The sequence below is a fragment of the Pseudomonas sp. AU11447 genome, assembly GCF_001672555.2.
Lineage (GTDB): Bacteria > Pseudomonadota > Gammaproteobacteria > Pseudomonadales > Pseudomonadaceae > Pseudomonas > Pseudomonas nitroreducens.
The window spans coordinates 208,666-232,822 of the sequence record NZ_LZDG02000043.1 but is presented as its reverse complement, the minus strand read 5'-3'; the positions used below and the strand labels follow the sequence as shown (position 1 = coordinate 232,822).

At 63.2% G+C, this 24,157-nt stretch carries 29 protein-coding genes; 13 read left to right on the top strand and 16 right to left on the bottom strand.

The window, feature by feature from the left end; genetic code table 11:
- Nucleotides 1-26: 26 nt before the first annotated feature.
- From A6723_RS14525 to A6723_RS14515, 3 genes are all read right to left on the bottom strand, one after another.
- Nucleotides 27-278, bottom strand: a complete 252-nt coding sequence (locus A6723_RS14525) for a hypothetical protein (RefSeq protein ID WP_054907452.1) — start codon at nucleotides 276-278, stop codon at nucleotides 27-29.
- Between the two features lie 201 nt (nucleotides 279-479).
- On the bottom strand, nucleotides 480-686 hold the full coding sequence (locus A6723_RS14520; RefSeq protein WP_054907451.1) for a hypothetical protein: 207 nt from the start codon (nucleotides 684-686) through the stop codon (nucleotides 480-482).
- Nucleotides 687-804: 118 nt separating this feature from the next.
- Nucleotides 805-1,209, bottom strand: a complete 405-nt coding sequence (locus A6723_RS14515; RefSeq protein ID WP_233299125.1) for a hypothetical protein — start codon at nucleotides 1,207-1,209, stop codon at nucleotides 805-807.
- 283 nt (nucleotides 1,210-1,492) lie between these two features.
- Here A6723_RS14515 and A6723_RS14510 point away from each other — a divergent pair, with 283 nt between their 5' ends.
- The 5 genes from A6723_RS14510 to A6723_RS14490 all read left to right on the top strand — a co-directional run bounded on the left by A6723_RS14510 (nucleotide 1,493) and on the right by A6723_RS14490 (nucleotide 5,674).
- On the top strand, nucleotides 1,493-2,494 hold the full coding sequence (locus A6723_RS14510; protein WP_054907449.1) for a D-cysteine desulfhydrase: 1,002 nt from the start codon (nucleotides 1,493-1,495) through the stop codon (nucleotides 2,492-2,494).
- Between the two features lie 119 nt (nucleotides 2,495-2,613).
- On the top strand, nucleotides 2,614-3,414 hold the full coding sequence (gene tcyJ / locus A6723_RS14505) for a cystine ABC transporter substrate-binding protein (protein ID WP_024764584.1): 801 nt from the start codon (nucleotides 2,614-2,616) through the stop codon (nucleotides 3,412-3,414).
- Entirely contained in the window at nucleotides 3,414-4,085 is a 672-nt protein-coding gene (tcyL, locus tag A6723_RS14500; RefSeq protein ID WP_024764585.1) for a cystine ABC transporter permease, read from the top strand. The genes tcyJ and tcyL overlap by 1 nt, the downstream gene beginning before the upstream one ends.
- The gene (gene tcyN / locus A6723_RS14495; protein WP_054907448.1) at nucleotides 4,082-4,849 is read left to right on the top strand and encodes an L-cystine ABC transporter ATP-binding protein TcyN; all 768 of its coding nucleotides are present in this window, start codon (nucleotides 4,082-4,084) and stop codon (nucleotides 4,847-4,849) included. The genes tcyL and tcyN overlap by 4 nt, the downstream gene beginning before the upstream one ends.
- A gap of 126 nt (nucleotides 4,850-4,975) precedes the next feature.
- Nucleotides 4,976-5,674 carry a pirin family protein gene (locus A6723_RS14490; RefSeq protein WP_054907447.1) on the top strand — a complete coding sequence of 233 codons (699 nt, stop codon included), beginning with the start codon at nucleotides 4,976-4,978 and terminating at the stop codon, nucleotides 5,672-5,674.
- A gap of 63 nt (nucleotides 5,675-5,737) precedes the next feature.
- On the opposite strand, the gene A6723_RS14485 is transcribed toward A6723_RS14490, so the two are convergent.
- The 6 genes from A6723_RS14485 to ttcA all read right to left on the bottom strand — a co-directional run bounded on the left by A6723_RS14485 (nucleotide 5,738) and on the right by ttcA (nucleotide 10,050).
- Nucleotides 5,738-6,400, bottom strand: coding sequence for a class I SAM-dependent methyltransferase (locus tag A6723_RS14485; RefSeq protein WP_054907446.1), 663 nt, complete (start codon nucleotides 6,398-6,400; stop codon nucleotides 5,738-5,740).
- Between the two features lie 15 nt (nucleotides 6,401-6,415).
- Nucleotides 6,416-6,946, bottom strand: a complete 531-nt coding sequence (locus tag A6723_RS14480) for a C40 family peptidase (RefSeq protein WP_054907445.1) — start codon at nucleotides 6,944-6,946, stop codon at nucleotides 6,416-6,418.
- A gap of 80 nt (nucleotides 6,947-7,026) precedes the next feature.
- Complete coding sequence (locus A6723_RS14475) at nucleotides 7,027-7,653, bottom strand: C40 family peptidase (RefSeq protein WP_139092981.1); 627 nt, start codon at nucleotides 7,651-7,653, stop codon at nucleotides 7,027-7,029.
- Nucleotides 7,654-7,722: 69 nt separating this feature from the next.
- Nucleotides 7,723-8,487 (bottom strand): NAD-dependent deacylase, encoded by a 765-nt coding sequence (locus tag A6723_RS14470; protein ID WP_054907443.1) that lies wholly within the window; start codon nucleotides 8,485-8,487, stop codon nucleotides 7,723-7,725.
- Between the two features lie 28 nt (nucleotides 8,488-8,515).
- The gene (locus A6723_RS14465; protein WP_054907442.1) at nucleotides 8,516-9,187 is read right to left on the bottom strand and encodes a DNA-3-methyladenine glycosylase I; all 672 of its coding nucleotides are present in this window, start codon (nucleotides 9,185-9,187) and stop codon (nucleotides 8,516-8,518) included.
- A gap of 35 nt (nucleotides 9,188-9,222) precedes the next feature.
- Entirely contained in the window at nucleotides 9,223-10,050 is an 828-nt protein-coding gene (gene ttcA, locus A6723_RS14460; RefSeq protein WP_054907441.1) for a tRNA 2-thiocytidine(32) synthetase TtcA, read from the bottom strand.
- Nucleotides 10,051-10,151: 101 nt separating this feature from the next.
- On the opposite strand from ttcA, the gene A6723_RS14455 reads away from it, so the two are divergent.
- The 3 genes from A6723_RS14455 to A6723_RS14445 all read left to right on the top strand — a co-directional run bounded on the left by A6723_RS14455 (nucleotide 10,152) and on the right by A6723_RS14445 (nucleotide 12,245).
- A complete protein-coding gene (locus tag A6723_RS14455) occupies nucleotides 10,152-10,748 on the top strand; it encodes a DNA-J related domain-containing protein (RefSeq protein WP_054907440.1) in 597 nt (198 codons plus the stop codon).
- Nucleotides 10,749-10,908: 160 nt separating this feature from the next.
- Nucleotides 10,909-11,505, top strand: coding sequence for a Yip1 family protein (locus A6723_RS14450; protein WP_024764594.1), 597 nt, complete (start codon nucleotides 10,909-10,911; stop codon nucleotides 11,503-11,505).
- Nucleotides 11,506-11,747: 242 nt separating this feature from the next.
- Nucleotides 11,748-12,245: a SprT family zinc-dependent metalloprotease gene (locus A6723_RS14445; RefSeq protein ID WP_024764595.1), complete on the top strand. Its 498-nt coding sequence runs from the start codon at nucleotides 11,748-11,750 to the stop codon at nucleotides 12,243-12,245.
- Nucleotides 12,246-12,251: 6 nt separating this feature from the next.
- Here A6723_RS14445 and A6723_RS14440 read toward each other — a convergent pair whose 3' ends face one another.
- On the bottom strand, nucleotides 12,252-13,433 hold the full coding sequence (locus A6723_RS14440; RefSeq protein WP_054907439.1) for a CaiB/BaiF CoA-transferase family protein: 1,182 nt from the start codon (nucleotides 13,431-13,433) through the stop codon (nucleotides 12,252-12,254).
- A 42-nt stretch (nucleotides 13,434-13,475) separates the two neighbouring features.
- The gene (locus A6723_RS14435) at nucleotides 13,476-14,615 is read right to left on the bottom strand and encodes an acyl-CoA dehydrogenase family protein (protein ID WP_054907438.1); all 1,140 of its coding nucleotides are present in this window, start codon (nucleotides 14,613-14,615) and stop codon (nucleotides 13,476-13,478) included.
- Between the two features lie 145 nt (nucleotides 14,616-14,760).
- Between A6723_RS14435 and A6723_RS14430 the strand changes: the two genes are divergently transcribed.
- Nucleotides 14,761-15,225: a GNAT family N-acetyltransferase gene (locus tag A6723_RS14430; protein ID WP_054907437.1), complete on the top strand. Its 465-nt coding sequence runs from the start codon at nucleotides 14,761-14,763 to the stop codon at nucleotides 15,223-15,225.
- Between the two features lie 186 nt (nucleotides 15,226-15,411).
- Here the strand turns inward: A6723_RS14430 and A6723_RS14425 are convergent, their stop codons facing one another.
- Nucleotides 15,412-16,728 carry an OprO/OprP family phosphate-selective porin gene (locus A6723_RS14425; RefSeq protein WP_054907436.1) on the bottom strand — a complete coding sequence of 439 codons (1,317 nt, stop codon included), beginning with the start codon at nucleotides 16,726-16,728 and terminating at the stop codon, nucleotides 15,412-15,414.
- A 299-nt stretch (nucleotides 16,729-17,027) separates the two neighbouring features.
- Between A6723_RS14425 and A6723_RS14420 the strand changes: the two genes are divergently transcribed.
- Both A6723_RS14420 and A6723_RS14415 read left to right on the top strand, forming a co-directional pair.
- Nucleotides 17,028-17,939 carry a DedA family protein/thiosulfate sulfurtransferase GlpE gene (locus tag A6723_RS14420; RefSeq protein ID WP_054907435.1) on the top strand — a complete coding sequence of 304 codons (912 nt, stop codon included), beginning with the start codon at nucleotides 17,028-17,030 and terminating at the stop codon, nucleotides 17,937-17,939.
- Between the two features lie 109 nt (nucleotides 17,940-18,048).
- Nucleotides 18,049-18,927 carry a hypothetical protein gene (locus A6723_RS14415; RefSeq protein ID WP_054907434.1) on the top strand — a complete coding sequence of 293 codons (879 nt, stop codon included), beginning with the start codon at nucleotides 18,049-18,051 and terminating at the stop codon, nucleotides 18,925-18,927.
- A 55-nt stretch (nucleotides 18,928-18,982) separates the two neighbouring features.
- Here A6723_RS14415 and A6723_RS14410 read toward each other — a convergent pair whose 3' ends face one another.
- Genes A6723_RS14410 through A6723_RS14400 form a run of 3 tightly spaced genes read right to left on the bottom strand, consistent with a single transcriptional unit; the run spans nucleotide 18,983 to nucleotide 20,948 of the window.
- Entirely contained in the window at nucleotides 18,983-19,222 is a 240-nt protein-coding gene (locus A6723_RS14410; protein WP_054907433.1) for an anti-sigma factor, read from the bottom strand.
- Nucleotides 19,216-19,824: an RNA polymerase sigma factor gene (locus A6723_RS14405; RefSeq protein ID WP_054907432.1), complete on the bottom strand. Its 609-nt coding sequence runs from the start codon at nucleotides 19,822-19,824 to the stop codon at nucleotides 19,216-19,218. Before A6723_RS14405 ends, A6723_RS14410 begins: the two co-directional genes overlap by 7 nt.
- Nucleotides 19,825-19,826: 2 nt before the next feature.
- On the bottom strand, nucleotides 19,827-20,948 hold the full coding sequence (locus A6723_RS14400; protein ID WP_054907491.1) for a beta-ketoacyl-ACP synthase III: 1,122 nt from the start codon (nucleotides 20,946-20,948) through the stop codon (nucleotides 19,827-19,829).
- Nucleotides 20,949-21,374: 426 nt separating this feature from the next.
- Between A6723_RS14400 and A6723_RS14395 the strand changes: the two genes are divergently transcribed.
- Nucleotides 21,375-21,887, top strand: a complete 513-nt coding sequence (locus A6723_RS14395; RefSeq protein WP_054907431.1) for an ankyrin repeat domain-containing protein — start codon at nucleotides 21,375-21,377, stop codon at nucleotides 21,885-21,887.
- 1 nt (nucleotide 21,888) lies between these two features.
- On the opposite strand, the gene A6723_RS14390 is transcribed toward A6723_RS14395, so the two are convergent.
- Entirely contained in the window at nucleotides 21,889-22,791 is a 903-nt protein-coding gene (locus tag A6723_RS14390; RefSeq protein WP_054907430.1) for a LysR family transcriptional regulator, read from the bottom strand.
- 103 nt (nucleotides 22,792-22,894) lie between these two features.
- Between A6723_RS14390 and A6723_RS14385 the strand changes: the two genes are divergently transcribed.
- Entirely contained in the window at nucleotides 22,895-24,079 is a 1,185-nt protein-coding gene (locus A6723_RS14385) for an MFS transporter (RefSeq protein ID WP_054907429.1), read from the top strand.
- Nucleotides 24,080-24,157 lie beyond the last annotated feature (78 nt).

Sequence of the window (24,157 nt, the reverse complement as noted above, 5' to 3'; positions counted from 1 at the left end):
CAGGCCTGGCGCCGCCATCACGCGGATCAACGACAGTGGTAAGGACTTTCACCTTCCAGTTCCTGGTCCGACTCCACGTCCCTGATGGTGACGATGGCCTTCGGGTAGACCGAGCACAGTGAGTTGCGCACGGTGTAGATGCCGCTGCCGTGGGCGAGGAACTTGCCATTGCTCAGGGCCTTGCCGGACTCGTCGTGAGCGCTGACTTCGTAGTTGCCGGTCATGGTGATGCAGCCGGCCAGCGCCAGCAGCGAGAAAATGGGAACGAGGACTTTCATTGATTCTCCTTTGACGCGAGGCGCCCCTCCAGCCATGGCATAGGGGTGCGCAGCTGTCGATCCTTGACGTGTTCGCGAGAGCGGGAAATTGCCAGCCGACCTGGCCCGGCAGATGCGAATACGACCTGAAACGGTCGTCGCAGTTCAGCCTGCGCTCCCCGCAAGAGCGCTGGCTGACGGAGTTTCAGATGAGAGGCTGCCTCAGCGCTTGCCCATCGAGCGACGCGAACCGCGCGGGTGCGGCGGGCGGAACTCGGCCTTGTCGTGAGCCTTGCGGTGCTGATAGGCGGACGCGGCCTGCTTCTGTGCAGCAAGCGCAGCCTTGGCCAGCTCGGCCAGGGAAAGTTTGGGTTGTTCCTGCGCGTTGTCGGCGCTGTCGTCGCGGGGTGGTTGCTGGGAGGACGTCATGGGTAGACCGGTTCTGAAAGTGTCGAAACGGCGCACATGATAGCCGATGTCGCCCTCTTCCGGCTGCCTGCCCGCACGAGTGGTGCAGGCAGAGCGTTCAGTTCGGCAGGAGATGCCATCAGCTCGGTGGGAAGAGCGTGTCCGGGCGGGTCACGTACTCGGTCGCTTCCGCCTCGGTCATCACCCAGATCTGGCTGATCCGGCTATCCAGGCCCATCTTGATGCCGACGAACTTCCCGGTGATCTTCGGCAGCATGCCGTAAACCATGAAGCGATTGGTCTCGTCGCGGATACGGATGGACACCGACAGCGGATAGCTGATGGTCTTTTCATACAGGCCGATGGTGATGACCCGGCGTAACAGGCTCGGTTTCGGTCGTTTCAGGGTGATCACCGGATACACCGCACTGTCGACGAAGCCCACCATCATCCCCGAGGGAATCACCCGGTCAGCCAGCGCCGGGCTGCTCAGCCCCAGCATCAGGGCCAGTGCGCCGAGCAACCGGAACGTCCAGCGTTGCATCGAAGCGCGTGAAAGTACTGCTGAAGTCATCGGATTTCCCGCCCTGGTTTTCCTGTTTTCGTTATCGCCCGGTTGAAGACTCCGGATCTGAGCGTGGAGCGTAGCGGTTCGCCGAGCCGCTGTCCGCACATTGATTCACAGCCTCCGGAGATTCCCAGGGCGAGATGGCGGATTGTCACGCGACATTCCCGTGCAGCCCGGCGTCAAGCGGCCGCTCGGCAGATTGCGAGAGGAGTTTCCGCGCTCTATCGTGACGACTCCGCTGCCATATCGAGAATCCTTCATGAGCGCCCTTCGCGAAGCCCTCGCCCGCTTTCCCCGCCTCGACCTGGCCGGCAGCCCGACGCCGCTGGAAAAGCTGGAACGCCTGTCCACATCCCTGGGCCGCGAACTTTATGTGAAGCGTGACGACACCACACCCTTCGCCCTGGGCGGCAACAAGGTGCGCAAGCTGGAATTCCTCGCCGCCGATGCACTGAAGGCCGGCGCCGATACGCTGGTCACCGCTGGCGCGATCCAGTCCAACCATGTGCGCCAGACCGCCGCCGTTGCGGCGAAGCTCGGCCTGCGCTGCGTGGCGTTGCTGGAAAACCCCATCGGCACCGAGGATCGCAATTACCTGAGCAACGGCAACCGCCTGCTGCTGGACCTGTTCGGCACCGACATCGAACTCGTGCCCAACCTCGATAGCGCGGACGAGCTGCTGGCACACACCGGTGAACGCTTGCTCAGCGAGGGTCGCAAGCCTTACATCGTACCCATTGGCGGCTCCAACGCGCTGGGCGCCCTGGGCTACGTACGCGCCGGGCTGGAGCTGGCCGAGCAGGTTCGGGCCAGCGGCCAGGAGTTCTCCGCCGTGGTACTCGCCTCGGGAAGCGCCGGCACCCATGCAGGCCTTGCGATCGCACTGGCCGATGCGCTGCCGCAGCTGGACGTGATCGGCGTGACCGTTTCGCGCACCGATGCGGCACAGAGGCCAAAGGTGGAAGGACTGGTTGAGCGCACGCTGCAACTGCTCAGCCACGAAGCGCAGGAGGTGCCGACCGTGCACTTGTGGGACCAGTACTTTGGCCCGCGCTACGGCGAAGCCAATGCCGGGACGCTCGATGCGATCCGCCTGCTGGCGAGCCAGGAGGGCCTACTGCTGGACCCCGTGTATACCGGCAAGGCCATGGCGGGATTGCTCGACGGCATCCGCCGGGATCGCTTCGTAAAACCCGGACCTCTCCTCTTCCTGCACACCGGCGGTTCGCCGGCATTGTTCGCCTATCATTCGGCGACTTGACCTACATGCCAACCAGAACTAGGCATGTAATTTTTTATTATTTTATTGCATAACGATTCCGACCCTATAGTCGCCACGCGTTGACTAACCTGCTTAAAACACCAAAAACGGGGACCACCATGACCTTCTCCGCACTGCGACGCCATTTCCTGCTTGCCAGCCTGACCCTCACCCTCGGCGCCGGCCTCTTCGGCCAGGCCCAGGCCGCCGACGACCTGCTCGCCCAGATCAAGGAAAAAGGCCAGGTGCGCGTGGGCCTGGAAGGCACCTACCCACCCTTCAGCTTCCAGGACGAAAACGGCAAGCTCGCCGGTTTCGAAGTCGACTTCTCCGAGCTGATCGCCAAGGAACTGGGCGTCACCGCCAAGCTGCAGCCGACCAAGTGGGACGGCATCCTCGCCGCGCTGGAGTCCAAGCGCCTGGACCTGGTGATCAACCAGGTGACCATCTCCGAAGAGCGCAAGAAGAAGTACGACTTCTCCGAGGCCTATACCGTTTCAGGCATCCAGGCGCTGGTGCGCAAGGGTGACGAAGGCAAATACGACGCGCCGGAAAAACTCGCGGGCGTGAAAGTCGGCGTGGGCCTGGGCACCAACTACGAGCAATGGCTGCGCGAACACGTGCCGCAAGCTGACGTGCGTACTTACGAGGACGACCCGACCAAATTCCAGGACCTGCGCAGCGGCCGCATCGACGTGATTCTGGTCGACCGTCTGGCCGCCTTCGACATGGTCAACAAGACCAAGGGCGCCATGGCCCTCACTGGCGCGCCCTTCGCCCGCCAGGAAGCCGGCATCGCCCTGCGCAAGGGCAACCCGGAATTGCTCGCAGCGCTGAACAAGGCTATCGAGAAATTCCGCGCCGACGGCACGCTGAAGAAACTCTCGGAGAAATGGTTCCAGGCTGACGTCACCCAATGATCGAAGAAAGCCTGCAGCTTGCGCTGGATTCCGCGCCCTTCCTGCTCAAGGGCGCGATCTTCACGGTAGTCCTCAGCGTAGGCGGCATGTTCTTCGGACTACTGCTCGGATTCGTACTGGCACTGATGCGCCTTTACGGATTCACTGCCGTGCGCTGGCTGGCGCGCATCTACGTGTCGTTCTTCCGCGGCACGCCGTTGCTGGTCCAGCTCTTCATGATCTATTACGGCCTGCCACAGGCCGGCATCGAACTTGACCCGCTGCCGGCGGCTCTGATCGGCTTCTCGCTGAACATGGCCGCCTATGTCTGCGAAATCCTCCGTGCCGCCATCGGCTCCATCGACAAGGGCCAATGGGAGGCCGCCGCCAGCATCGGCATGACCCGCGCCGAGACTCTGCGCCGGGTCATCCTGCCGCAGGCTGCCCGCACCGCCCTGCCGCCGCTCGGTAACAGCTTCATCTCGCTGGTCAAGGACACCGCCCTGGCCGCGACCATCCAGGTCCCGGAACTGTTCCGCCAGGCCCAGTTGATCACCGCGCGCACCTTCGAGGTCTTCACCATGTACCTCGCCGCGGCGCTGATCTACTGGATCCTCGCGAGCATCCTGTCGCACCTGCAGAACCGCCTGGAAGATCGGGTCAACCGCCACGACCGGGAGCAAGACGCATGATCGAAGTCCGCCAGCTGACCAAGCAGTTCCGCGGCCAGGAGGTGCTCAAGGGCATCGACCTGACCGTCCAGCCCGGCGAAGTGGTCGCAATCATCGGCCCCAGTGGCTCGGGCAAGACCACCCTGCTGCGCTGCCTGAACCTGCTGGAGGTGCCCAACGGCGGGACCATCAAGGTCGGCGACATCCTCATCGACGCCTCGCGGCCGCTCAGCGGTCAGCAGGGGCTGATCCGCAAGCTGCGGCAGCACGTGGGTTTCGTCTTCCAGAACTTCAACCTGTTCCCCCACCGCACCGCGCTGGAAAACGTGGTGGAAGGCCCGATCATCGTGAAAAAGGAGCCGCGCGCCCAAGCCATCGAGCGCGCCCGCCAGTTGCTGGCGAAGGTCGGGCTGGCCGGCAAGGAAGACTCCTATCCTAAGCGCCTCTCCGGCGGGCAGCAGCAGCGCGTCGCCATCGCCCGTGCCCTGGCCATGCAGCCGGACGTGATTCTCTTCGACGAACCGACTTCGGCACTGGACCCGGAACTGGTCGGAGAGGTCCTGGCGACCATCCGCGGCCTGGCCCAGGAAAAGCGCACCATGGTCATCGTCACCCATGAGATGAGCTTCGCCCGCGACGTCGCCAACCGGGCGATCTTCATCGACAAAGGCGTGATCGTCGAACAGGGCGATGCCAAAGCGCTGTTCGCCCACCCGAAGGAAGAGCGCACCCGCCAGTTCCTCAGCAAATTCCTCGATCAGGGCGACAGGCGCGCCGCCGAATAGAATCGAATTAATCGATCTATATCTGCCGATATTTGCGCTTTTTTATCGATCATCTGCGAGAGAAGATAGTCCCATGAACCGCGCGGACTGGCCCACCGGCCAGCCGCGCCCCACGAGGACTAAGTCATGATCGAACGCAGACCCTTCCAGCAACTCGGCGGTGCCAACCACGGCTGGCTCAACGCCAAGCACCACTTCTCCTTCGCCGAGTACTACGACGCCGAGCGGATGGACTGGGGCAACCTCCGCGTCTGGAACGATGACGAAATCGCCGCGGGCACCGGCTTCCCACCGCACCCGCACCGCGAGATGGAAATCATCACCTACGTCCGCCAGGGCGCGATCACCCACCAGGACAGCCTGGGCAACAAGGGCCGCACCGAAGCGGGTGACGTACAGGTGATGAGCGCGGGCTCGGGCATCGTGCACTCCGAGTACAACCTGGAGAAGGATGTCACCAAGATCTTCCAGATCTGGATCATCCCTTCGGTACGCGGCGGCACACCGTCCTGGGGCGCCAAGCCCTTCCCGAAGGGCGATCGCGCCGGGCGCTTCGTAACCCTGGCCAGCGGCTATGAAAACGACGCCGACGCCCTGCGCATCCGCGCCGAAGGCCGCCTGGTCGCCGCCACCCTGAAGGCAGGCCAGACTGCCGAGTACGAGCTTGGCGGCAATCGCCGGGGCTACCTGGTTCCGGCGGTGGGCAAGGTCGAGGTCAACGGTATCGAGCTACTGGCCCGTGACGGCGCCGCAATCGCCGATGAGGCCGTGGTGAAGGTCACCGCACTCGAAGACAGCGAAGTGATTCTGGTGGATGTTGCCTGACCCAGGCCGCAGTAACGAAAAAAGGCACGCCTCACGGCGTGCCTTTTTTTGGCCCAAGGTTTTTCAACGCTTGCGACAAAGGCTCATGCCATCGCCAATCGGCACCAGCGAATAGTCCACTCGCTCATCCACCTTCAAGGCCAGGTTGAGTTGCTGGATCGCGCGGGTATCCGCACTCTCCGGGTTGGCCTCCAACACTCGTCCACTCCACAGTACGTTGTCGAAGACCACCAGCCCGCCCACACGCAGCAGAGCCAGCGCGTGCTCCAGGTAGGTGAGGTAATTCGCCTTGTCGGCGTCGATGAAGACCAGGTCGAAAGCGCCTTGCTGATCGCCTGCAACCAGGGCTTCCAGGGTGGCCAGTGCAGGTCCGAGCCGCAGCTCGATGCGCGAGTCGACGCCAGCGTCGTGCCAGTAGCTGCGCGCGATGTCGTTGTACTCACCCGGCAGGTCGCAGCAGAGGATATGGCCGCAGTCGGGCAGCGCCTCGGCCATGCACAGGGCGCTATAGCCAGTGAAGGTGCCGATCTCGAGGATTCGTTTCGCGCCGGTCAGCCCGACCAGCAGCGCGAGGAACTGCCCCTGCTCCGGAGCGACCTGCCAGCGAGACATCGGTAACCTGGCCGTCTCGGCGCGCAATCGTGCCTTCACTGGCGAATCGCGCAGGGAAACGTCGAGCAGGTACTGATAAAGCGAGTCGTCGAGGTTCAGCGTGCGGGTGGTCATGGGCCCTCCTAAGTATCAGGGATGGAGGGCGAGACTCTGCACGGCGAGGACGCGCTTGGCTTCCAGGAAGGCTTTCTGCCAATAGGCACTATCAAGGCTGTCCAGGCGCACGGTCCCGCCCGTTCTGGGCGCGTGAACGAAGCGCCCTTCCCCGACATAGATACCCGCATGACTGACGCCACGTCCACCGCTGGTAGCGAAGAACACCAGGTCGCCACTCTGCAAGGATTCGCGGCCAACGGTCGGCGCACGCATGGAAATCATCTCGCGAGTGGAACGCGGCAGCATCAGGCCGGTGGCATCGCGATAGACGTAGCCGATCAGGCCGCTGCAATCGAATCCGCTATCCGGCGTATTACCGCCCCAGCGATATGGCGTGCCGACCAGGCCAATGGCACGGATCAGAACATCGTCGGCAGCCTGGGTGTTGTAGACGGGAGCAGCGTTAGCGCGCACTACGGGAGGCGGCGCAGGCGGAGTGCGACTGGCGCAGGCAGCCAGCGAGGCAAGAATAGCGAGGAGAATGATGCGCTGAGGAACGAGCATGTGATGGCATCCCGTCAAGGAGTGCCATCACTTTGTACCAACAGTGACTTGAGCGCAATACTTAAAGTAAAACTTTAAGTTTAGCGCGTCACCGTCTTCGGCTCGTAACCCGGTTCGAGCACGCGCTTGGCTTCCATGTAGCTCAGGCGCCAGTAACTCTCGTCCAGGCTGTCCACGCGCACACCGCCGCCACGGCGGCTGGCAGAGTGGATGAACTGTCCGTCACCGATATAGATGCCGGCATGGCTGACCCGACCGCGACCACGGTTGTTGAAGAAGATCAGGTCGCCCGGCTGCAGGTCTTCTTTCGAGACCAGCGGGACATCCATGTTGATCATCTCCCGCGTGGAACGCGGCAGGCTGATGCCCGCTTCTTCGCGGAACAGATAGCCCACGAAGCCGCTGCAATCGAAGCCGGTCCGCTCCGACTTTCCACCAAAGCGGTACGGCGTACCGATCAGCGAGAAAGCGCGGTCCAGAATGTCGGATACATGGGCAGTCGAACTGCCGTTATCGTTTTTGGCCCCCTCGTCCTGCGACTCATTCTCCAGCACTATCTTGTGCTGATTAACCTGGAAGGCGGCTCGAGTGGCAGGTGCTGAAGCGACCTGGTTCGGCTGCGATTCCGGCGAATGGCTGGCGCAAGCTGCCAGCAGCAGAACGAAACTCATGGGCACGAGGGGTGCTAAGCGTTTAAGCATGGGCACGACCGTGTCTCATTAGCTCCATTTATTAGCGGGCTAATTTGCCCGCTCAATGGGGCCAATGCAAGTTTTTTATCGCGGAATGTGACTCAGCAGGCGCGGCATAATGTCTAAGGCTCGACCCACCATTCTTTCTTCGACCACCGAACTCAGGTCAGTCAGCCCCGGATTCACCTCGGCGGTGAAGCCTCCAGCATCCCGAGTTCGCAGCACGGGCTCGATGATGTACGGGAAGCTCGCGGTGGTCCCGACCAGCAGAACAGCATCGAAACCCTTGCGCAGTTGCGCATAGAGCGTATTGATGGCCTCTTCCGGCAACATCTCCTCGAACAGCACTACCGGCGGGCGCAGCACACCTGCACAGCGCGCGCACTTCGGTGGTAGCGGGCCATCCAGGTGCCCTGCCAGCTCGGCGCTTTCCAACCCACACGACTGGCAGTACAGCGGCGCCAGTTCGCCATGGATCTCGATCAGTCGCTCGGCCGGCGACCCAGCGCGCCGGTGGAAACCATCGATGTTCTGGGTGAGCACCCAGCATTCCGGCTTGAGCCTCTGCAATTCAGCAATGGCCTCATGACCAGCGTTGGGCTGCGCGCCCAGGCAGGCCTTGCCCAGTTCCGCCAGGTACTTCCAGCACAGCGCCGGGTCCTTCTGCAGCATCGGCCCGGAGATCGCCACTTCGATGGGCACACCTTCTGCCGTCCGGCCGTTGTACAGGCCGCCCAGGCCGCGATAGGTAGGCATCCCGGAGTCGGCGGAGAGCCCGGCACCGGTAATCACCAGGATGCGTTCTGCGCGAGCCAGCGCCGCGCCAGTACGTTCGATCGCCGAGTCCATGCGCCCTCCTCCGCGGCGGGACCGCGTATCAGTGGTTGACCGTGAAAGCCAGCATCATGGAAATCTGGCACAGCGGACGGCCGCTTTGTTCCTGCCATTGATTAAAGGCAGCCTGCACCAACGCCAGATCCTTCTGGCTGGTGGGCGCCTTGTCGACTATCTCCTGAGCCTTGAGCGCGGCAACCACATCGTCGCCGAGGACGAACGTATCCTTGCCGGCCATGCGCAGGAAACGCGGCGCAGACATGCCGCCCAACTGACTACCACGCTTGGCCAGCAGCTTCCAGAGACCGACGATGTCACTGGACGGCCAACTGGCCAGGAGTTTGCCGAAACTGCCGTATTCACGAGCAATGTCCAGGACGAACTGGGCGTTGCGCGGCACGCTCTTGAGCTTGCCCAGGTGACGAATCAGCCGGGCGTCCTGCATCAGGTTTTCCAAGCGCTCGCCGCCCATCAGCACGACCTTCTCCGGGTCGAAACCAAAGAAGACCTCCTCGAAGGCCGGCCACTTGGCGTCCACCAGGCTGTGCTTGAGCCCGGCGCGGAAGATGCGCAGGCTGATCAGCGACAGGTAGCGATCATCACCGACCTCCACCAGTTCCGCCGGCGACCTGGCCTGGGGCAAGCGTGCTTCCAGCGCCTCGACCGAGCCAAAGCGGTTCAGACAGTATTCGTACAACCACTGGTAGTCGCGCATCGGGCGTCCTTGCGGGCTTTCGTTCTTTACGGGGATCAGAGGTTCATCACGTCGAGGAAGCGCGGGGTGGCACTCTCGTCGATGCGCAGGCTGTTGAAGTCGAACAGGTTGCGGTCCGCCAATTGCGACGGCACCACGTTCTGCAGGGCGCGGAACATGATCTCGGTGCGGCCCGGCGACTTGCGCTCCCAATCCAGCAGCATCTCCTTGACCACCTGGCGCTGCAGGTTCTCCTGCGAACCACACAGGTTGCACGGGATGATGGGGAATTCCTTGAGCACCGAGTAGGCTTCGATGTCCTTCTCGTTGCAGTACGCCAACGGGCGGATCACCACGTTGCGGCCGTCGTCGGAGAGCAGCTTGGGCGGCATGGCCTTGAGGGTGCCGCCGTAGAACATATTAAGGAAGAAGGTTTCCAGGATGTCGTCGCGGTGGTGCCCCAGCGCCATCTTGGTTGCACCGATCTCATCGGCGTAGGTGTAGAGGGTGCCACGGCGCAGGCGCGAGCACAGCGAGCAGGTAGTCTTGCCCTCCGGGATCTTCTCCTTCACCACCGAGTAGGTGTCCTTCTCGATGATGTGGTACTGCACCCCGACGGACTCCAGGTACGCCGGTAACACGTGCTCGGGGAAGCCGGGCTGCTTCTGGTCCATGTTCACCGCGACTATCTCGAACTGGATCGGGGCGACCTTCTGCAGGTACAGCAGGATGTCCAGCAGGGTGTAGCTGTCCTTGCCGCCGGACAGGCAGACCATCACCTTGTCGCCGTCCTCGATCATGTTGAAGTCGGTGACCGCTTCGCCAACCTGGCGGCGCAGGCGTTTCTGCAGTTTGTTCTGATTGACCGAAAGGGTGCTGGCCATGGTGCTCTGGAATCCAAAGGGCAAGACGAAAAGCCGGTCATTTTACGCGCAAAGCGACGCGTACCCCAGCCCCTCTATCGGGCTGCTGCTAATCTGACAGCATGACGCACGATCTCGATCCTTCCCTCGAACTGACGGACCAGCTCCTGCAGTTGCTACGGGAAGCGCCTGAAGGAATCTCCGAATTCCAGCTGATCCAGCAATTGAAGGCTCGGCACTCCACCCGCGTGCCCAACCTGCCGCTGACCGACAAGCTGGTGTTGTTCCGCACCCATTTCATGGTGTTCAACGCGCTGTATCGACTGCGTGACCAGCTCTGGGGAGAAGGTGCCGCGCACCTGGAGATCGGTCCGCTGCAGATTCGCCTCTCTCCTTATATGCAGGGTGTGCAGGCTCTCGGCGAACAGGACGCGCTGCGCGCCTATTACCTCGATGAAAAACACCTGAAGGAAACCACCGAGCGCGATGTGGAGAAGTTGCTGGAAAGCTTCTGGACGCGCATGCAGGGCAACGAGGAAAAAGCCGCGGCATTGGCACTCTTCGAGCTGGAAGACGGCCCGGTGGATTACGCGCTGATCAAGCTGCGCTACCGCCAACTGGTGAGCCAGCACCACCCTGATCGCGGCGGCAGCACCACTCGGTTGCAGTCGATCAACAAGGCGATGGAAATTCTGGAGCGCTATTACAGCCGCCCGTGAAACTTCCATTTGCTCTAAACCCACGGACGACGTGGCTTGCAGCCATTCCTATACTGCGACTTAAGGTCGCATAGGTCGGCCGGGCACCGGATGACGCTGGCTACGCGTACCTGGCGCCTCGCTGGGGGGCGACCTTCTATAAGAAGAGGAGAATGCTGACATGATCCATCATGTGTGGGGGCTCTTCACCCATCCCGATCAGGAATGGCAGGACATCCGTGGCGAGGAAGAATCCATCAGCCACATGTACCTGACCCACGTCCTGATCCTCGCTGCCATCCCGGTCATTTCCGCCTACATCGGCACCACGCAGGTCGGCTGGGTATTGGGTAATGCGGGACCGGTCAAGCTGACGGCCGCCAGCGCGATCCAGCTGACCATCATGACTTACATCGCCATGCTCGCCGGCGTCGCCGTGATGGGCGCCTTCATCCACTGGATGGCTCGTACGTACGACGCGTCGCCATCACTGACCCAATGCATCGTCTTTGCTGCGTACACCGCAACTCCGCTGTTCATCGGCGGCCTGGCGGCTCTCTATCCGCACCTGTGGCTGGGCATGATCATCGGCACCGCCGCGATCTGCTACACGGTCTACCTGCTCTATGTCGGCATCCCGACCTTCATGAACATTCCCAAGGATGAAGGTTTCCTGTTCTCCAGCTCCGTGCTGGCGGTAGGACTGGTGGTGCTGGTGGCGATGATGGCCCTGTCGGTCATCCTCTGGGGCAGCGGCGTCGGCCCGGAATACACCTGATCTCACACTCTGCAGAAGAAACCGGGCCCTTGTGGCCCGGTTTCTTTTGGGCTCCTCGCAGGAGCGAGCCGCCGACTTCACCTCCTGAACGGGTTCGCGAGCAAACTCGCTCCTGCAGAGAGCGGCACTTGCCTGAAACTCGTCCGGCTTGCCTGAAGCTGCACCCCGGACGAGCGGCCGCGAGAAATCCTCCACCGGCGCGCCGACTGCGGCATAATCTTGCCCCGTCGGAGAACCACTGTATGCCTGAACAGCTCAACGCTCGCGTCGAAGCCTGCTACCAGCAGGCCGAAGCCTTCTTCCAGCGGCGCTTTCCCCGCCCGGAAGTGAGCTTCCGGCTACGCGGCCAGAAGGCCGGCGTCGCCCACCTGGATGAAAACCTGCTGCGATTCAACCCGCAGCTGTACCGGGAAAACCACGAACACTTCCTGCAGCAGACCGTGGCCCATGAAGTGGCGCACCTGATCGCCCACCAGATGTTCGGTCCGCGCATTCGCCCCCACGGCGAGGAGTGGCAACTGATCATGCGCGGCATCTACGGCTTGCCGCCGGACCGCTGCCACACCTACGAGATCAAGCGTCGCCGCTCCACCCGCTACCTGTATCGCTGTCACTGTGGAGAGGGAAACGAATTCCCCTTCTCCTCCCAGCGTCACAACCTGGTCGCCCAGGGCCGCCGCTACTATTGCCGGCGGTGCCGCGCCACCCTGGTATTCACCGGCGAAACCCGCCGCGAGTGATGCTGCTCAGACGATGACCTTGGCCGCCTTCAGCGCAGCAACCTGTTCGTCGGTGTAACCCAGTTCCGCCATCACCTGCGCCGTGTGCGCTCCCAGCGCAGCGCCGATATGGCGTGGCTCGGGCAGGCCGGCGGAGAAACGGATCGGGCAGGCCACCTGCCGTTGCGCCCCGCCCTTGCCGTTGGGCACCTGCGTGACCACACCCCGTTCACGCAACTGCGGATGCTCCACCGCCTCGGCCAGGGACAACATCGGCTCGACACAGGCGTCCAGCGCGGCAAAGCGCTCCTGCCAGTGAGCGAAGTCCTGCTTCTCGAACTCGATGGCGATTTCACGCTTGAGCGCCTGCTGCTCTTCCGGCTTGGGCGACAGCCCGCGCGCGGCCAGCTCCGGGCGGCCGATGGCGGCGCAGAACTGTTGCATGAACTGCGGTTCCAGGCTGCCTACCGAGAACCAGCGGCCATCGCGGGTGCGGTAGTAGTCGTAGAAGCTGCCACCGTTGAGCGCGAGGCCTTCCATCTCCGGCTCCACTCCCGCCGCGAGATAGCCGGCGCCAGCCATGCCGTGCAGGCTGAAGGCACAGTCGGTCATGCTCACGTCGACCTGCTGCCCCTCACCCGTCTGTAGCCGATGGATGACTGCCGCCAGCAGGCCCATCACACCATGCAGCGAACCACCGCCAATGTCCGCCAGTTGCACGCCCAGCGGCAATGGGCCGGTCTCGCGGCGGCCGGTATAGCTGGCCACGCCGGCCAGGGCCAAGTAGTTGATGTCATGCCCGGCGCGGTCGCGCAGCGGCCCGGTCTGGCCGTAGCCGGTGATCGATACGTAGATCAGCTTCGGGTTGATCGCCTTGAGCGCCTCGTAACCGACGCCGAGCTTGTCCATCACGCCGGGGCGGAACTGCTCCAGCACGATGTCGTATTCCTGCACCAGTTGCTTCACCACCTCCACCGCCTCGGCCTGCTTGAGATCCAGAGCAATGCAGCGTTTGTTGCGGTTGAGGTAGGCGTGGCTGGCGGAGGTGCCGTCCACGTGCGGCGGCAGCACGCGCACCAGGTCCATGCGCGTGGGCGACTCCACGCGCAACACCTGGGCGCCCATGTCGGCCAGCAGCAACGAGGCGAACGGCCCCGGCAGCAGGGTGGAGAAGTCGAGGATCTTCAGGGAGGCGAGCGGGCCGTTCATGGGCACTCCTGTTTCGCTCAATCGATGCGTGGGCGCCGCGCCTCAGAGCTTCATGCCGCGGCTGATGATCTCTTTCATGATCTCCGAAGTACCGGCAAAGATGCGCTGGATGCGCGCATTCGCGTACATCTTGCAGATCGGATACTCCCACATGTAACCCCAGCCGCCGTGCAGTTGCACGCCTTCATCGACCACCTTGCAGAGCAGCTCGGTGGTGAACAGCTTGGCTTCGGCGGCCACTTCGGGGGTGAGCTTCTTCTGGTTGTGGTCCATCACGCAGCGGTCGGTGAAAACCTGCGCCACGTCAATCTGCGTACGCATCTCGGCGAGCTTGAAGCGGGTGTTCTGGAAATGCGCAATCGGACGGTCGAACGCCTTGCGCTCCTTCACGTAGTCGACGGTCGCGTTCAGCGCGGCCTCGGCGCCAGCCACCGCGCCACAGGCGTTGGTCAGTCGCTCCTGCGCCAGCATGTTCATCAGGTAGAAGAAGCCGCCCTTGGCGTCGCCCAGCAGGTTTTCCTTGGGCACCTTCACGTCGTTGAAGAACAGCTCGGCGGTATCCTGGCTCTTCATGCCCAGCTTCTTCAGATTGCGCCCGCGCTCGAAGCCCTGCATGCCGCGCTCGACCACGAACAGGCCCATGGCGTGCTTGTTCGCCGGGTCGGTCTTGGCCGCGACTATCACCAGGTCCGCCAGCAGGCCGTTGGAGATGAACACCTTGGAGCCGTTTAGGACGTAGTGATCGCCCTTGTCCACCGCCGTGGTGCGCATGCCAGCGAGATCAGAGCCGGCGGAAGGCTCGGTCATCGCCACCGCGAGGATGCTCTCGCCACGGATGATCCCGGGCAGCCAGCGGGCCTTCTGCTCAGCGTTGCCATACTCGGCGATGTAGGGGCCGCACAGCGCCGAGTGCAGCGGGATCATGAAACCCGGCTCGTTGATGGCGGCCAGTTCCTCGCACATGATCTGTTCGTAGCGGAAATCCTTCAGAGCGGTTCCGCCGTACTCCTCTTCTGCCCAGGGCAACAGGAAGCCCATCTCCCCCGCCTTGCGCCAGACGCAGCGGTCCACCACGCCGGCTTCTTCCCATTCGTCCTGGTGGGGCACCACTTCCTTGTCGAGGAAGGAACGGAATGCATCGCGGAACAGGTTGTGTTCGGTCTCGAAGTGATTGCGCAGCATGATCGACTCCCGGTGGGTTGAGTGCCCGCAGGGTAGGTGCTGGCCACGCGCGGCCTCAATGACGCGAGCGCTCAGGGTCGATTGACGCAATCGCCCAGCAGATGCGAGTGTGAAACTTCCCAAAGCTGCACCGGAGAGCGCCCGCATGCAGATTCGCCCTTTCCAGGCGGAAGACTTCCCGCCGTACGAAAGCTGGTTCGCCGACCCCGTGCTCTTTGCGCAGCTTGGCCCGATGGACCGTGACTGGCTGGAACAGCTGCTGACCGCTCCGGACAGAGTCCTGTACAGCATCCTGCGTGGCGATGTGCTGGTGGCAGTAGTGGGTATTTGCCTGCCGAGCCCCGAGCACCCGTACTATTTCGTCACTGATCTCGCCGTGCGCCCGGAGTTGCGCGGCTCAGGCGTAGGGCGCGCAGTGATGGCGCTGGTGATGAGCCGAGCGGAACTGCAGAGCAGCCCCTTGTGGCGCGCCAGCGTGAGGCCAGACAACCAGGGGGCGCTGGCCTTCCTCATCAAGCTGGGCTGGACGCGGCTGGAAATGGGCAATCCGTTCGATGAACTGCTCGAATTCGAATTCCGCCAGCGCCCGGCGAGGCCCGGCTTTCGCTGAGGCAAACCGTGCAGGAGCGAGCCTGCTCGCGAACGAGGCTTCAGACTGCTCTGGCATGCAGCAGGTTCGCGAGCAATAACGATGGCGTCCCCCTCGATCCTACAGAAAAGCTTTCCGACTCCCATAAAAAAACCCCCGCCGAGGCGGGGGTTCACACAAAGGAGTCAAACGGTATTGCTGTAGTTCTTAGAACACGTACTGCAGACGGGTCACGACACCGTTGCCGTCGTCGTCGCCGTTGGCATTGCGGATGCCGTCGGTGCTGACGTGGACGTAGTCCAGGGAGACCTTCACGGCTTCGTTGGCGTACCAGTTCACACCGATGGTGTTGGTGCTGGCCTTGGTGTCGCCCACGTCGCGGGTAGCGGTAGCCACAACCACGTTCGGGTCATCGACCTTGATGTGGTCGTAACGGTAGAAGACTTCCCAGGCACCGATTTCCTTGTTGGACGGCTTGATGGTGTCGAACTTGGCGCCATCGAGCTTGTACACGCGGGATTCACCGGTGATGGTGTAAGCCAGTTGGCCGTAGTAGCCGTCAGCCTTGATGTCTTCGTAAGCGTCGGCATCAGCCTTCAGCTTGCGCTTCAGGTACTCGGCCTGAGCGGAGAACGGGCCGAAGGCGTAGGCGAATTCAGCACCCCAGGTGGAGTCGTCCTTGTAGGAACCGGCCGGGCTCAGGGTGGCGCCGCCGAAGGTAGCGCGGTTGCCGTTGTCGCCAGCATCGTTACCGCCGTTGGTGGCGATACCACGCATGCCCAGACGCGGACGGATGCGGGAGTCGAAGGCTACGTCGTCCAGGTCGCGGTAGGCGTAGTCCACACCAATGTGCAGCACGTTGCCGTCGGTGTTCAGCGGAGCGAACACGCCACGGAAGTTGAACTGCTTGACGCTGTCGCCGTCGGTGTCGTCGGCATCCTTGGCGTATACGCCGGCGTCCAGGTAAGCCATGTTGGCGACGACGCCGCCAACCTGGGCACCCATGCCGTCCTGGTGGGTGTTGATCCAATCAGCCAGTTCGTAGGCAGTGGTACGCTCGGTGGCGGTGACCCACTTGGAGCTGGTGGCTTTTTCCAGACCGAAGTCCGGGTCGAAGCGGCCGAACTTCAGGGTAACCGGGCTGAAGCCGGTGTAGCTGAAGGAAGCCTCGTCGAAGTAACCGTTGTCAGCGTTACCGGAGTTGTGGGACATGTCGTAGTTGATCTGGTATTTCCAGTCTTTGTAGACAGTGCCGCCCAGTTCCAGGTAGGCACGGCGGAAGTAGGCGCCGTCACCGTTGTTGCCGTTCTTGGTGTAGAAACCATCGAAGCGGCTGTAATCCGCTTGCAGACGGCCACCGAGCTTGAAGCTGAATTCCTTGTCGGTGGTGCCAACTTCAAGACCGCCTTTGGTCTTGATCACGATATCGGCGCCATCGGTGGTGACTGTGCCTGCGAAAGCCTGGGCGGAAACGGCCAGTGCCAGGGCAGTGGCGGCGTAACCGGCGAAGTGCTTACGGATCATCGAAGATTCCCCTTAATGGTATTTGCGTTGAACACGCCGAGTGCCTGGCTGCTGCGCGCCCCCCAAGGACTCGCACAGGCCGTTCTGGCGGCCCCCGTTTGTGTTGCTGGGAATCTTGGCGAGGGGTTATTTCAGATCGGTTGCTCGTAGATAAAACTTTTATTACAAAGGAACTTTTGATTTCCTTATGGCATAAAGGCTCAGGACCACGCCCGACTAGGCTTTCAGCCGTTTCTGTCGGCCTCTTTGGCGGTATGCTCCGACCTCACTTCTGAAAGACAGCGCCCTCAGGCTTACCCATGCATGAACTGCAACCCTTGATCCAGCAGCACGGCCTGACGCTGCTGTTCTTCAACGTCCTGCTGGAACAACTCGGCTTGCCGATTCCCGCCTATCCGGCATTGATCGTCGCCGGAGCACTTGCCCTGCAGGGAAGCGGCGTTCCATTGGGGCAGGCGCTGGCCGTGGCCGTGTGCGCCTGCCTGATTGCCGATTTGATCTGGTTCAGCGCCGGGCGACGCTATGGCGGCTTCATGCTGCGCAGCGTGTGCAAGGTTTCGCTGTCGCCTGACAGTTGCATCCGCCAGAGCCAGAGCCTGTACCTCCGCATCGGGCCGCGGGCGCTGCTGATCTCGCGATTCCTCCCCGGTGCCAGCGCGCTGACCACCACCATGGCCGGCATGACCCGCACGCCGCTGCCACGCTTCCTCGCCTACGACTGTGCCGGCGCCGCGCTCTGGGCGGGCTCGGCGCTGATGCTCGGGAGCATCTTCAGCGATGCCGTGGATCGTGTCCTGGGTTGGCTCACCGAGTACGCGAGCCTTGGCGTAGCGGTGCTGCTGGGCGCCTTCGCACTGTTCATCGCCTGGAAGCTCTGGCAGCGCTTCAGCCTGCTCAAGCGCACCGCGCGGATTCCACGCATCAGCGTCGATGAGCTGCGCGCACGCCTGGACGCAGGCCAGCCACCGCTGATCCTCGATGTGCGCGCGCAATTCGATGACGAGGCGATTCCCGGCTCCATCGCCTTCAGCCTGGACGGGAAGCTGGACGAGTTGCGCGACAGCCTGGAGGACAAGGACGTGGTGATCTACTGCGCCTGCCCACACGAGCTTTCCGCAGCGATGCTGGCGGAGCGGCTGCAGGCTTTTGGGCATCCGCGTACCTGGGCCCTGTCGGGGGGATTGGATGCGTGGCGGGCGCAACAGGCTTGATGCGCCTGATCGTCACACCGAAAGGGACAGCAATCCTGCGTGCATACCCATTCGTCCTGAGTCTCGTAGCAAAACCACGCCATTCCCCCGAAGGAAACTTTCGATCCCCATGAAGCACGACAGCTTTCGGTCGCTCTATTACGCACTCATCCAGCACAGCGGAGAGGGACGCTACGAAGAACTTCTAAAGCGATCCCTCGAGGAGCTTCACGCGCTCATGAGCACACTTGAGCCGCTGAAGAGACTGAACAGCTCAAGGCCCGGCACCGTGGATCAGGAAAAGCTTCAGGAACTGTTCGCCCTGTCCGTCATCAACGAACACTTGCTGTGCGCTTCGGACTTTTCGCTTAGCGAATACCAGCAGTTCTTCCGAGCTTTGGGTTTTGTGCCGTTCGATCCGCCCGCCCAATTCAACCCTGCACTTTGCGAAGTAATGTCGGTGGATAACTCCACCGCCGAGCAGAGTATTGCCCTGGGCCATTGCCATTGGCCAGGATTGAAATTCGGAGAGCTGATCTTCTCCCGCTGCGCTGTCGACATTTCCTGTCCTCAGTCCCTCCAGATCATCAACGGTTTTGCCGACTGCAGCACGTTGTACTTCACGAACCACCGCAATCACCGTCCCGTGCACGATCTTTCCCACGGCTGGGGAAACAACTCACGCTGGAGAACTGCTTTCCATCGCACGTATGAAATCGGGAATCTCACACTCTACAACGTGGACGGGAGCATCGATCTGGCGGACCCCGAAGCGGCAGAAACACTGAAGGATCTGGAGCTTCAACGACTTGCGCTGGTTGAAGCTCAAGAGCTCTTGATCCATCGCTGCCAGGTCGGCGCGAGCAGGCAAATGCATGACTACTTCCCCTACGACTGGACGATGGCCATCGCCGGCAATCCCCAGTGGCCGCTGAGGCCAGAAAACATCATGTCGATTGAGCAGGCTCTGGCCGACAGCCTGGTCAACGAACAACCTCTTGCGGAATAGGCACATCACGGCCCCAGAAAGCGTCCGCTTTCCAAAGACAGGCAGGACACCAGCATCAGCGCCGTGCGCTGTCCCGGCGAAGCTCGGCGAGATGGTCAGCCAGGCGCTCCGAGTCCGGGCGAGGCGGTTCTGGCAGCAGGCGCAGGGTCGCCTGGGTCAGGCGCATCTGCCGCAGGTAGCGCCGGCAGTGGCGGCACAGCAGCAGGTGCCGGCGCAACGCGATCTTCTCGCGCCAGCCCAACTGTTCGTCCAGCAGGTCGCTGGAGCGCGCCACCAGTTCCTTGCAGGTCAGCATTCCCCGGTCTCCTCGAAGTGCTCCACGGTGGCGAACACCTTCAGCCGCGCACGGTGCAGCAGCACCCTGGCATTGGAGAGCGAAACCTCCAGCAGATTACAGATCTCCTCCAATTCCAGGCCCTGGCGCTCACGCAGCAGCAACACGCTGCGCTGCAATTCGGAGAGGCTGAGCAGGGTCTTTTCCAGGCATTGGCGCAGCTCGTCCTCGGCCAGCAGGGCCTCGGGCGAGTCCTCGTGCCACGCCAACGGCGCCGGGCTCCAGTGGCCGTCGGCGGCGAAGCGGGAATCGTCGATGCTGCCGTGGGGCGCAGGCAGCTCGTCCAGCGAAACGTCGCGACGAACCTTGCGCAGGCGGGATTTGGCGGTGTTGGCAGTGATGGTCAGCAGCCAGGTCTTGAGGCTGGAGCGGCCCTGGAAACCATCGAGGTTGCGCACAGCGGCAAGCCAGGCGTCCTGCACCACCTCGTCGGCATGGGCGCTGCCGAGAATGGCGATGGCGACGGCGCGCATCGCACCCTGGTAGGTCGCGACCAGGGTGCGGAAGGCCTGCTGGTCACCGGCCAGCAGGCGCGACAACAGCTCGTTGTCGTCGGCGGGCACGATCAGCGCTTGCGCAGGATCACGCTGCCGATGGAGTAACCGGCGCCGAAGGAGCTCAGCACGCCGATGGAACCGGCGGGCAGGTCGTCCTGGTACTTGTGCAGGGCGATCACCGAGCCAGCCGAGCTGGTATTGGCGTAGGTGTCGAGGATCACCGGCGCCTCGTGCGGCTCGGCGTCGCGGCCGATCAGCTTGCGGGTGATCAGCAGGTTCATGTTCAGGTTGGCCTGGTGCAGCCAGAAGCGCTTCACGTCGCTGACCGGGATGTCGTTCTGCGCCAGGTGCTCGCCAATCAGCTCGGCCACCATCGGGCAGACGTCCTTGAACACCTTGCGGCCTTCCTGCACGAACAACTTGTCGCGAGTGCCGATGCCCTCTTCCGCCGCGCGGTTGAGGAAGCCGAAGTTGTTGCGGATGTTGTTGGAGAACTGGGTCAGCAGCTTGGTGCTGACTACGTCGAACTGGTGCTTGGAAGTCGCCTGGTCGGCGCGCTCGATGATCACGGCGGTAGCGGCGTCACCGAAAATGAAGTGGCTGTCGCGGTCGCGGAAATTCAGGTGGCCGGTGCAGATTTCCGGGTTGACCATCAGAATCGCGCGGGCCTGGCCCAGCTGCACGCTGTTCACCGCGGCCTGGATGCCGAAGGTGGCCGAGGAGCAGGCGACGTTCATGTCGTAGCCGAAGCCCTGGATGCCCAGGGCAGCCTGTACTTCGATGGCCACAGCCGGGTAGGCGCGCTGCAGGTTGGAGCAGGCGACGATCACGCCGTCGATGTCCTCGGGCTTGCGGCCGGCGCGTTCCAGCGCCTGTTTGGCAGCGGCAGCGGCCATCTCGCAGAGGATGCCCCAGTCGTCGTTGGAGCGCTCCGGGATGCGCGATGCCATGCGCTGCGGGTCGAGGATGCCTTCCTTGTTCACCACGAAGCGGCTCTTGATGCCCGAAGCCTTCTCGATGAACGCCGAGCTGGACTCGGAGAGGGCTTCCACTTCGCCCTTGGCAATGGCGTCAGCGTGCTGGTCGTTGTAACTGCGGACGTAGCTGTTGAAGGATTCCACCAGTTCATCGTTGGAGATGCTGAACGGCGGGGTATACAGGCCGGTTCCGCTGATCACGACTTTATGCACGGTCAATCCTCTTCAATTCTCAAAGCCGCCGGGCCGGGCGGCTGGGTTAGGCAGCAAGGTGCCCGCGCATTGGCCGGCACCGAATATTCATGGGCTTGCGCGCCCTGCGCGAAGCCTCTGGGATGGCAATCCCTGCAACCGGGCAGTTTGCCACTCCCTTGCCGGGGCGGCACCTTTGCCCGCCCGGCGGTTTGCGGTTTCACCTCAGGTGCAACCGCTGGTCGCTGATTATGCTGCAAAATTCGCCGAAAAGCCGCCGTGCGAGGACGGCATTTACGCAAGATTACAGACGCAAATCACGCCATGCCTGCCTTGAAGCAAGGGATTGATTTTTTCCACCGGCACCATAGGCACGGCGTTAGCGCGCCAGAGCGCGCGGATCCTTATCCTGCGAATCATTCCCGACATTGCCAAGGAGACTTCAGGATGAATGCTGCGAACCGCCCGGAAATGGACGAACAGACCCTGGAATTCGCCAACCAGGTGATCGACCTCGCCCGCCAGGGCGACACCGAGCGCCTGGCCAGCCTGCTGGGCCAGGGCCTGCCGGCCAACCTGCGCAACCACAAGGGCGACAGCCTGCTGATGCTGGCCAGCTACTATGGCCACCACGACACCGTGGCCGTGCTGCTGGAGCACGGCGCCGACCCGGACCTGCGCAACAATGCGGGCCAGACACCGCTGGCCGGCGCCGCCTTCAAGGGCGACCTGGAGATGGTCCGCCTGCTGCTCGGCCGCGGCGCCCAGGTGGACGGCGCCTCGCCCGACGGCAAGACCGCGCTGATGATGGCCGCGATGTTCAACCGCCCGGAAATCGTCCGCTGCCTGCTGGAGCACGGCGCGAACCGCGATGCTCGCGACGCCAGCGGCCTGACTCCGCTGGCCGCGGCAAGAATGATGGGTGCAACCGACACCCTGGCGCTGCTCGAAGCCGCCTGAGTCAGTCGATGCGCACGTGCTCGGCGAGGAAGTCGAGCACCGCGCGTACCCGCGCGGGCAAGTGCCCCGGCTTGCCCAGATAGAGCGCATGCATGGGCTTGCGATCGCCGGGGTTGAAGTCCGCCAGCACCTCCACCAGCCGTCCGGCAGCGATATCCCCACGCACCTGGAACTCCGCCAGCCGCGCCAGCCCTAATCCCGCCAAAGCCAGGTGGCGCACGCTGTCGCCGTCACTGGCCAAAAGGTTGCCGTTGGGCTCGGGATCGTCCGCCTGCTTGCCGAGGAATGGCCAGTCCGGCTCGACGCGCCGGTAGCTGAAGCCCAGGCAGTTGTATGCGCGCAGCTCACGCGGATGCTGTGGCGTACCGTGTCGCGCCAGGTACTCGGGTGCGGCGACAATCTTGTGCCCGGACTCCCCCAGTGAACGCGCCACCAGCCGCGAATCCCGCAGCGGTCCGCTGCGTACGGCGACGTCTGCACGCACTTCCAGCAGGTCCACCACTTCATCGGTCAGTTGCAGGTCCAGACTGACGCCGGGGTAGCGCTCGAAGAACAGCGGGAGCGCCGGAATGAGGAATTGCCGCCCCACCGGCAGGTTGCAACTGATGCGTACCCGGCCCTGGGGCTCGGCGCTGGCCGAGGCTTCGCGCTCAGCTTCGTCCAGGTCGGCGAGGATGCGCAGGCTGCGCTCGTAGAAGGCCGCGCCCTCGGCCGTGAGCTGCTGGCGTCGGGTTGAACGGTTGAACAGCCGCGCGCCGAGGCGATCCTCCAGGCGCGCCACCAGCTTGCTCACTGCCGAGGGTGTCATCCCGCACTGCTGCGCGGCGGCGGTGAAACCGCCGGTTTCCACCACGCGGATGAAGACTTCCATTTCGCCGAAGCGGTTGACGTCAGGGCGCGCCATGTTGAATTCAATTCACAGGTGATTTGCTCAAAGGCAGTCTATATCAGCAATACGCGCGGAGATAAGGTGGCGCCCATTCTACGAATCACTAGGGAGAGCCATCGTGCCCATTGCCTTGTATGCCTTGACCGCCGGTGCCTTTGGCATCGGCGTTACCGAATTCGTGATCATGGGATTGCTGCTGGAGGTCGGCCAGGACTTCGGCGTGTCGATCTCCGCTGCCGGCCTGCTGATTTCCGGCTACGCCCTCGGCGTGGTGCTCGGCGCACCGCTGCTCACCGCCCTAACCGCGCGCTGGCCGCAGCGCCGCACGCTGCTGGGGCTGATGGTGATCTTCACCCTCGGCAACCTCGCCTGTGCCCTGGCACCGGACTACGCCACGCTGATGGCCGCGCGGGTGCTGACCTCCTTCGCCCACGGCACCTTCTTCGGCGTCGGCTCGGTGGTCGCCACCAGCCTGGTGCCGGCCGAACGCCGCGCCTCGGCCATCGCCCTGATGTTCACCGGCCTGACCGTCGCCACCATCCTTGGCGTCCCGCTGGGCACCTGGCTCGGCCAACTGTACGGCTGGCGTGCGGCCTTCTGGGTGGTGACCGGCATCGGTGTGCTGGCCCTGGCGATCCTGGCGATCTATCTGCCGCGCAACGGCGCTCCGCCGGCGGCCGGCAACCTGCGCGACGACTTCCGCGTGCTGAAGCGCCCGGCCGTGCTGCTTGGCCTGCTGACCACCGTGCTCGGCTTCGGCGGCGTGTTCACCGTGTTCAGCTACGTGTCGCCGCTGCTGACTCGACTCGCCGGCTTCTCCGAAAGCGCCGTGTCGCCAGTGCTGCTGGTATTCGGCGGCGGGCTGGTGCTGGGCAACCTGCTCGGCGGCAAGCTGGCCGACCGCAAGCTGGTGCCCGCCCTGCTTGGCAGCCTGGTGGCGCTGGCGGTGGTCATGGGGTTGATGAGTTTTGCGCTGCAGAACCAGATCGCCGTGGTCGTCTTCATTGCCCTGCTCGGCGCCGCCGGCTTCGCCACCGTGCCACCGCTGCAGATGTGGGTGCTGGAGAAAGCCCATGGTGCCGGCCAGAGCGTGGCAGCCAGTTTCAACATCGCTGCGTTCAACCTCGGCAACGCGCTGGGTGCCTGGCTCGGCGGCATGACCATCGACCACGGCCCCGGCCTCGCCGCACTGCCCTGGGTCGGCGCCCTGCTGCCGGTGGCGGCCATCGCCACAGCGCTGATCTGCCTGCGCCTGGAGCGCGGCCCGGCGCTGCCGGCGGGCACCGTCCAGCAGGCACGGTGAACGATCGGCGAAGCCGCACTGTCGAGGAAAGGGGCGCGCACTGTCGCGCCCCTTTTCTTTTCCCACAGACGGAGGGCT

Excerpts from the sequence above, each read along its gene's own strand:
- tcyN (WP_054907448.1), top strand. The coding sequence starts at position 4,082 with ATGATCGAAGTCCGCCAGCTGACCAAGCAGTTCCGCGGCCAGGAGGTG.
- A6723_RS14520 (WP_054907451.1), bottom strand. The coding sequence starts at position 686 with ATGACGTCCTCCCAGCAACCACCCCGCGACGACAGCGCCGACAACGCG.
- ttcA (WP_054907441.1), bottom strand. The coding sequence starts at position 10,050 with ATGGCCAGCACCCTTTCGGTCAATCAGAACAAACTGCAGAAACGCCTG.
- A6723_RS14455 (WP_054907440.1), top strand. The coding sequence starts at position 10,152 with ATGACGCACGATCTCGATCCTTCCCTCGAACTGACGGACCAGCTCCTG.
- tcyJ (WP_024764584.1), top strand. The coding sequence starts at position 2,614 with ATGACCTTCTCCGCACTGCGACGCCATTTCCTGCTTGCCAGCCTGACC.
- A6723_RS14525 (WP_054907452.1), bottom strand. The coding sequence starts at position 278 with ATGAAAGTCCTCGTTCCCATTTTCTCGCTGCTGGCGCTGGCCGGCTGC.
- A6723_RS14445 (WP_024764595.1), top strand. The coding sequence starts at position 11,748 with ATGCCTGAACAGCTCAACGCTCGCGTCGAAGCCTGCTACCAGCAGGCC.
- A6723_RS14390 (WP_054907430.1), bottom strand. The coding sequence starts at position 22,791 with ATGGCGCGCCCTGACGTCAACCGCTTCGGCGAAATGGAAGTCTTCATC.
- A6723_RS14510 (WP_054907449.1), top strand. The coding sequence starts at position 1,493 with ATGAGCGCCCTTCGCGAAGCCCTCGCCCGCTTTCCCCGCCTCGACCTG.
- A6723_RS14490 (WP_054907447.1), top strand. The coding sequence starts at position 4,976 with ATGATCGAACGCAGACCCTTCCAGCAACTCGGCGGTGCCAACCACGGC.
- A6723_RS14450 (WP_024764594.1), top strand. The coding sequence starts at position 10,909 with ATGATCCATCATGTGTGGGGGCTCTTCACCCATCCCGATCAGGAATGG.
- A6723_RS14480 (WP_054907445.1), bottom strand. The coding sequence starts at position 6,946 with ATGCTCGTTCCTCAGCGCATCATTCTCCTCGCTATTCTTGCCTCGCTG.
- A6723_RS14515 (WP_233299125.1), bottom strand. The coding sequence starts at position 1,209 with ATGCAACGCTGGACGTTCCGGTTGCTCGGCGCACTGGCCCTGATGCTG.
- A6723_RS14440 (WP_054907439.1), bottom strand. The coding sequence starts at position 13,433 with ATGAACGGCCCGCTCGCCTCCCTGAAGATCCTCGACTTCTCCACCCTG.
- A6723_RS14410 (WP_054907433.1), bottom strand. The coding sequence starts at position 19,222 with ATGCTGACCTGCAAGGAACTGGTGGCGCGCTCCAGCGACCTGCTGGAC.
- A6723_RS14485 (WP_054907446.1), bottom strand. The coding sequence starts at position 6,400 with ATGACCACCCGCACGCTGAACCTCGACGACTCGCTTTATCAGTACCTG.
- A6723_RS14465 (WP_054907442.1), bottom strand. The coding sequence starts at position 9,187 with ATGCGCGACTACCAGTGGTTGTACGAATACTGTCTGAACCGCTTTGGC.
- A6723_RS14420 (WP_054907435.1), top strand. The coding sequence starts at position 17,028 with ATGCATGAACTGCAACCCTTGATCCAGCAGCACGGCCTGACGCTGCTG.
- A6723_RS14435 (WP_054907438.1), bottom strand. The coding sequence starts at position 14,615 with ATGCTGCGCAATCACTTCGAGACCGAACACAACCTGTTCCGCGATGCA.
- A6723_RS14470 (WP_054907443.1), bottom strand. The coding sequence starts at position 8,487 with ATGGACTCGGCGATCGAACGTACTGGCGCGGCGCTGGCTCGCGCAGAA.
- A6723_RS14430 (WP_054907437.1), top strand. The coding sequence starts at position 14,761 with ATGCAGATTCGCCCTTTCCAGGCGGAAGACTTCCCGCCGTACGAAAGC.
- A6723_RS14425 (WP_054907436.1), bottom strand. The coding sequence starts at position 16,728 with ATGATCCGTAAGCACTTCGCCGGTTACGCCGCCACTGCCCTGGCACTG.
- A6723_RS14395 (WP_054907431.1), top strand. The coding sequence starts at position 21,375 with ATGAATGCTGCGAACCGCCCGGAAATGGACGAACAGACCCTGGAATTC.
- A6723_RS14415 (WP_054907434.1), top strand. The coding sequence starts at position 18,049 with ATGAAGCACGACAGCTTTCGGTCGCTCTATTACGCACTCATCCAGCAC.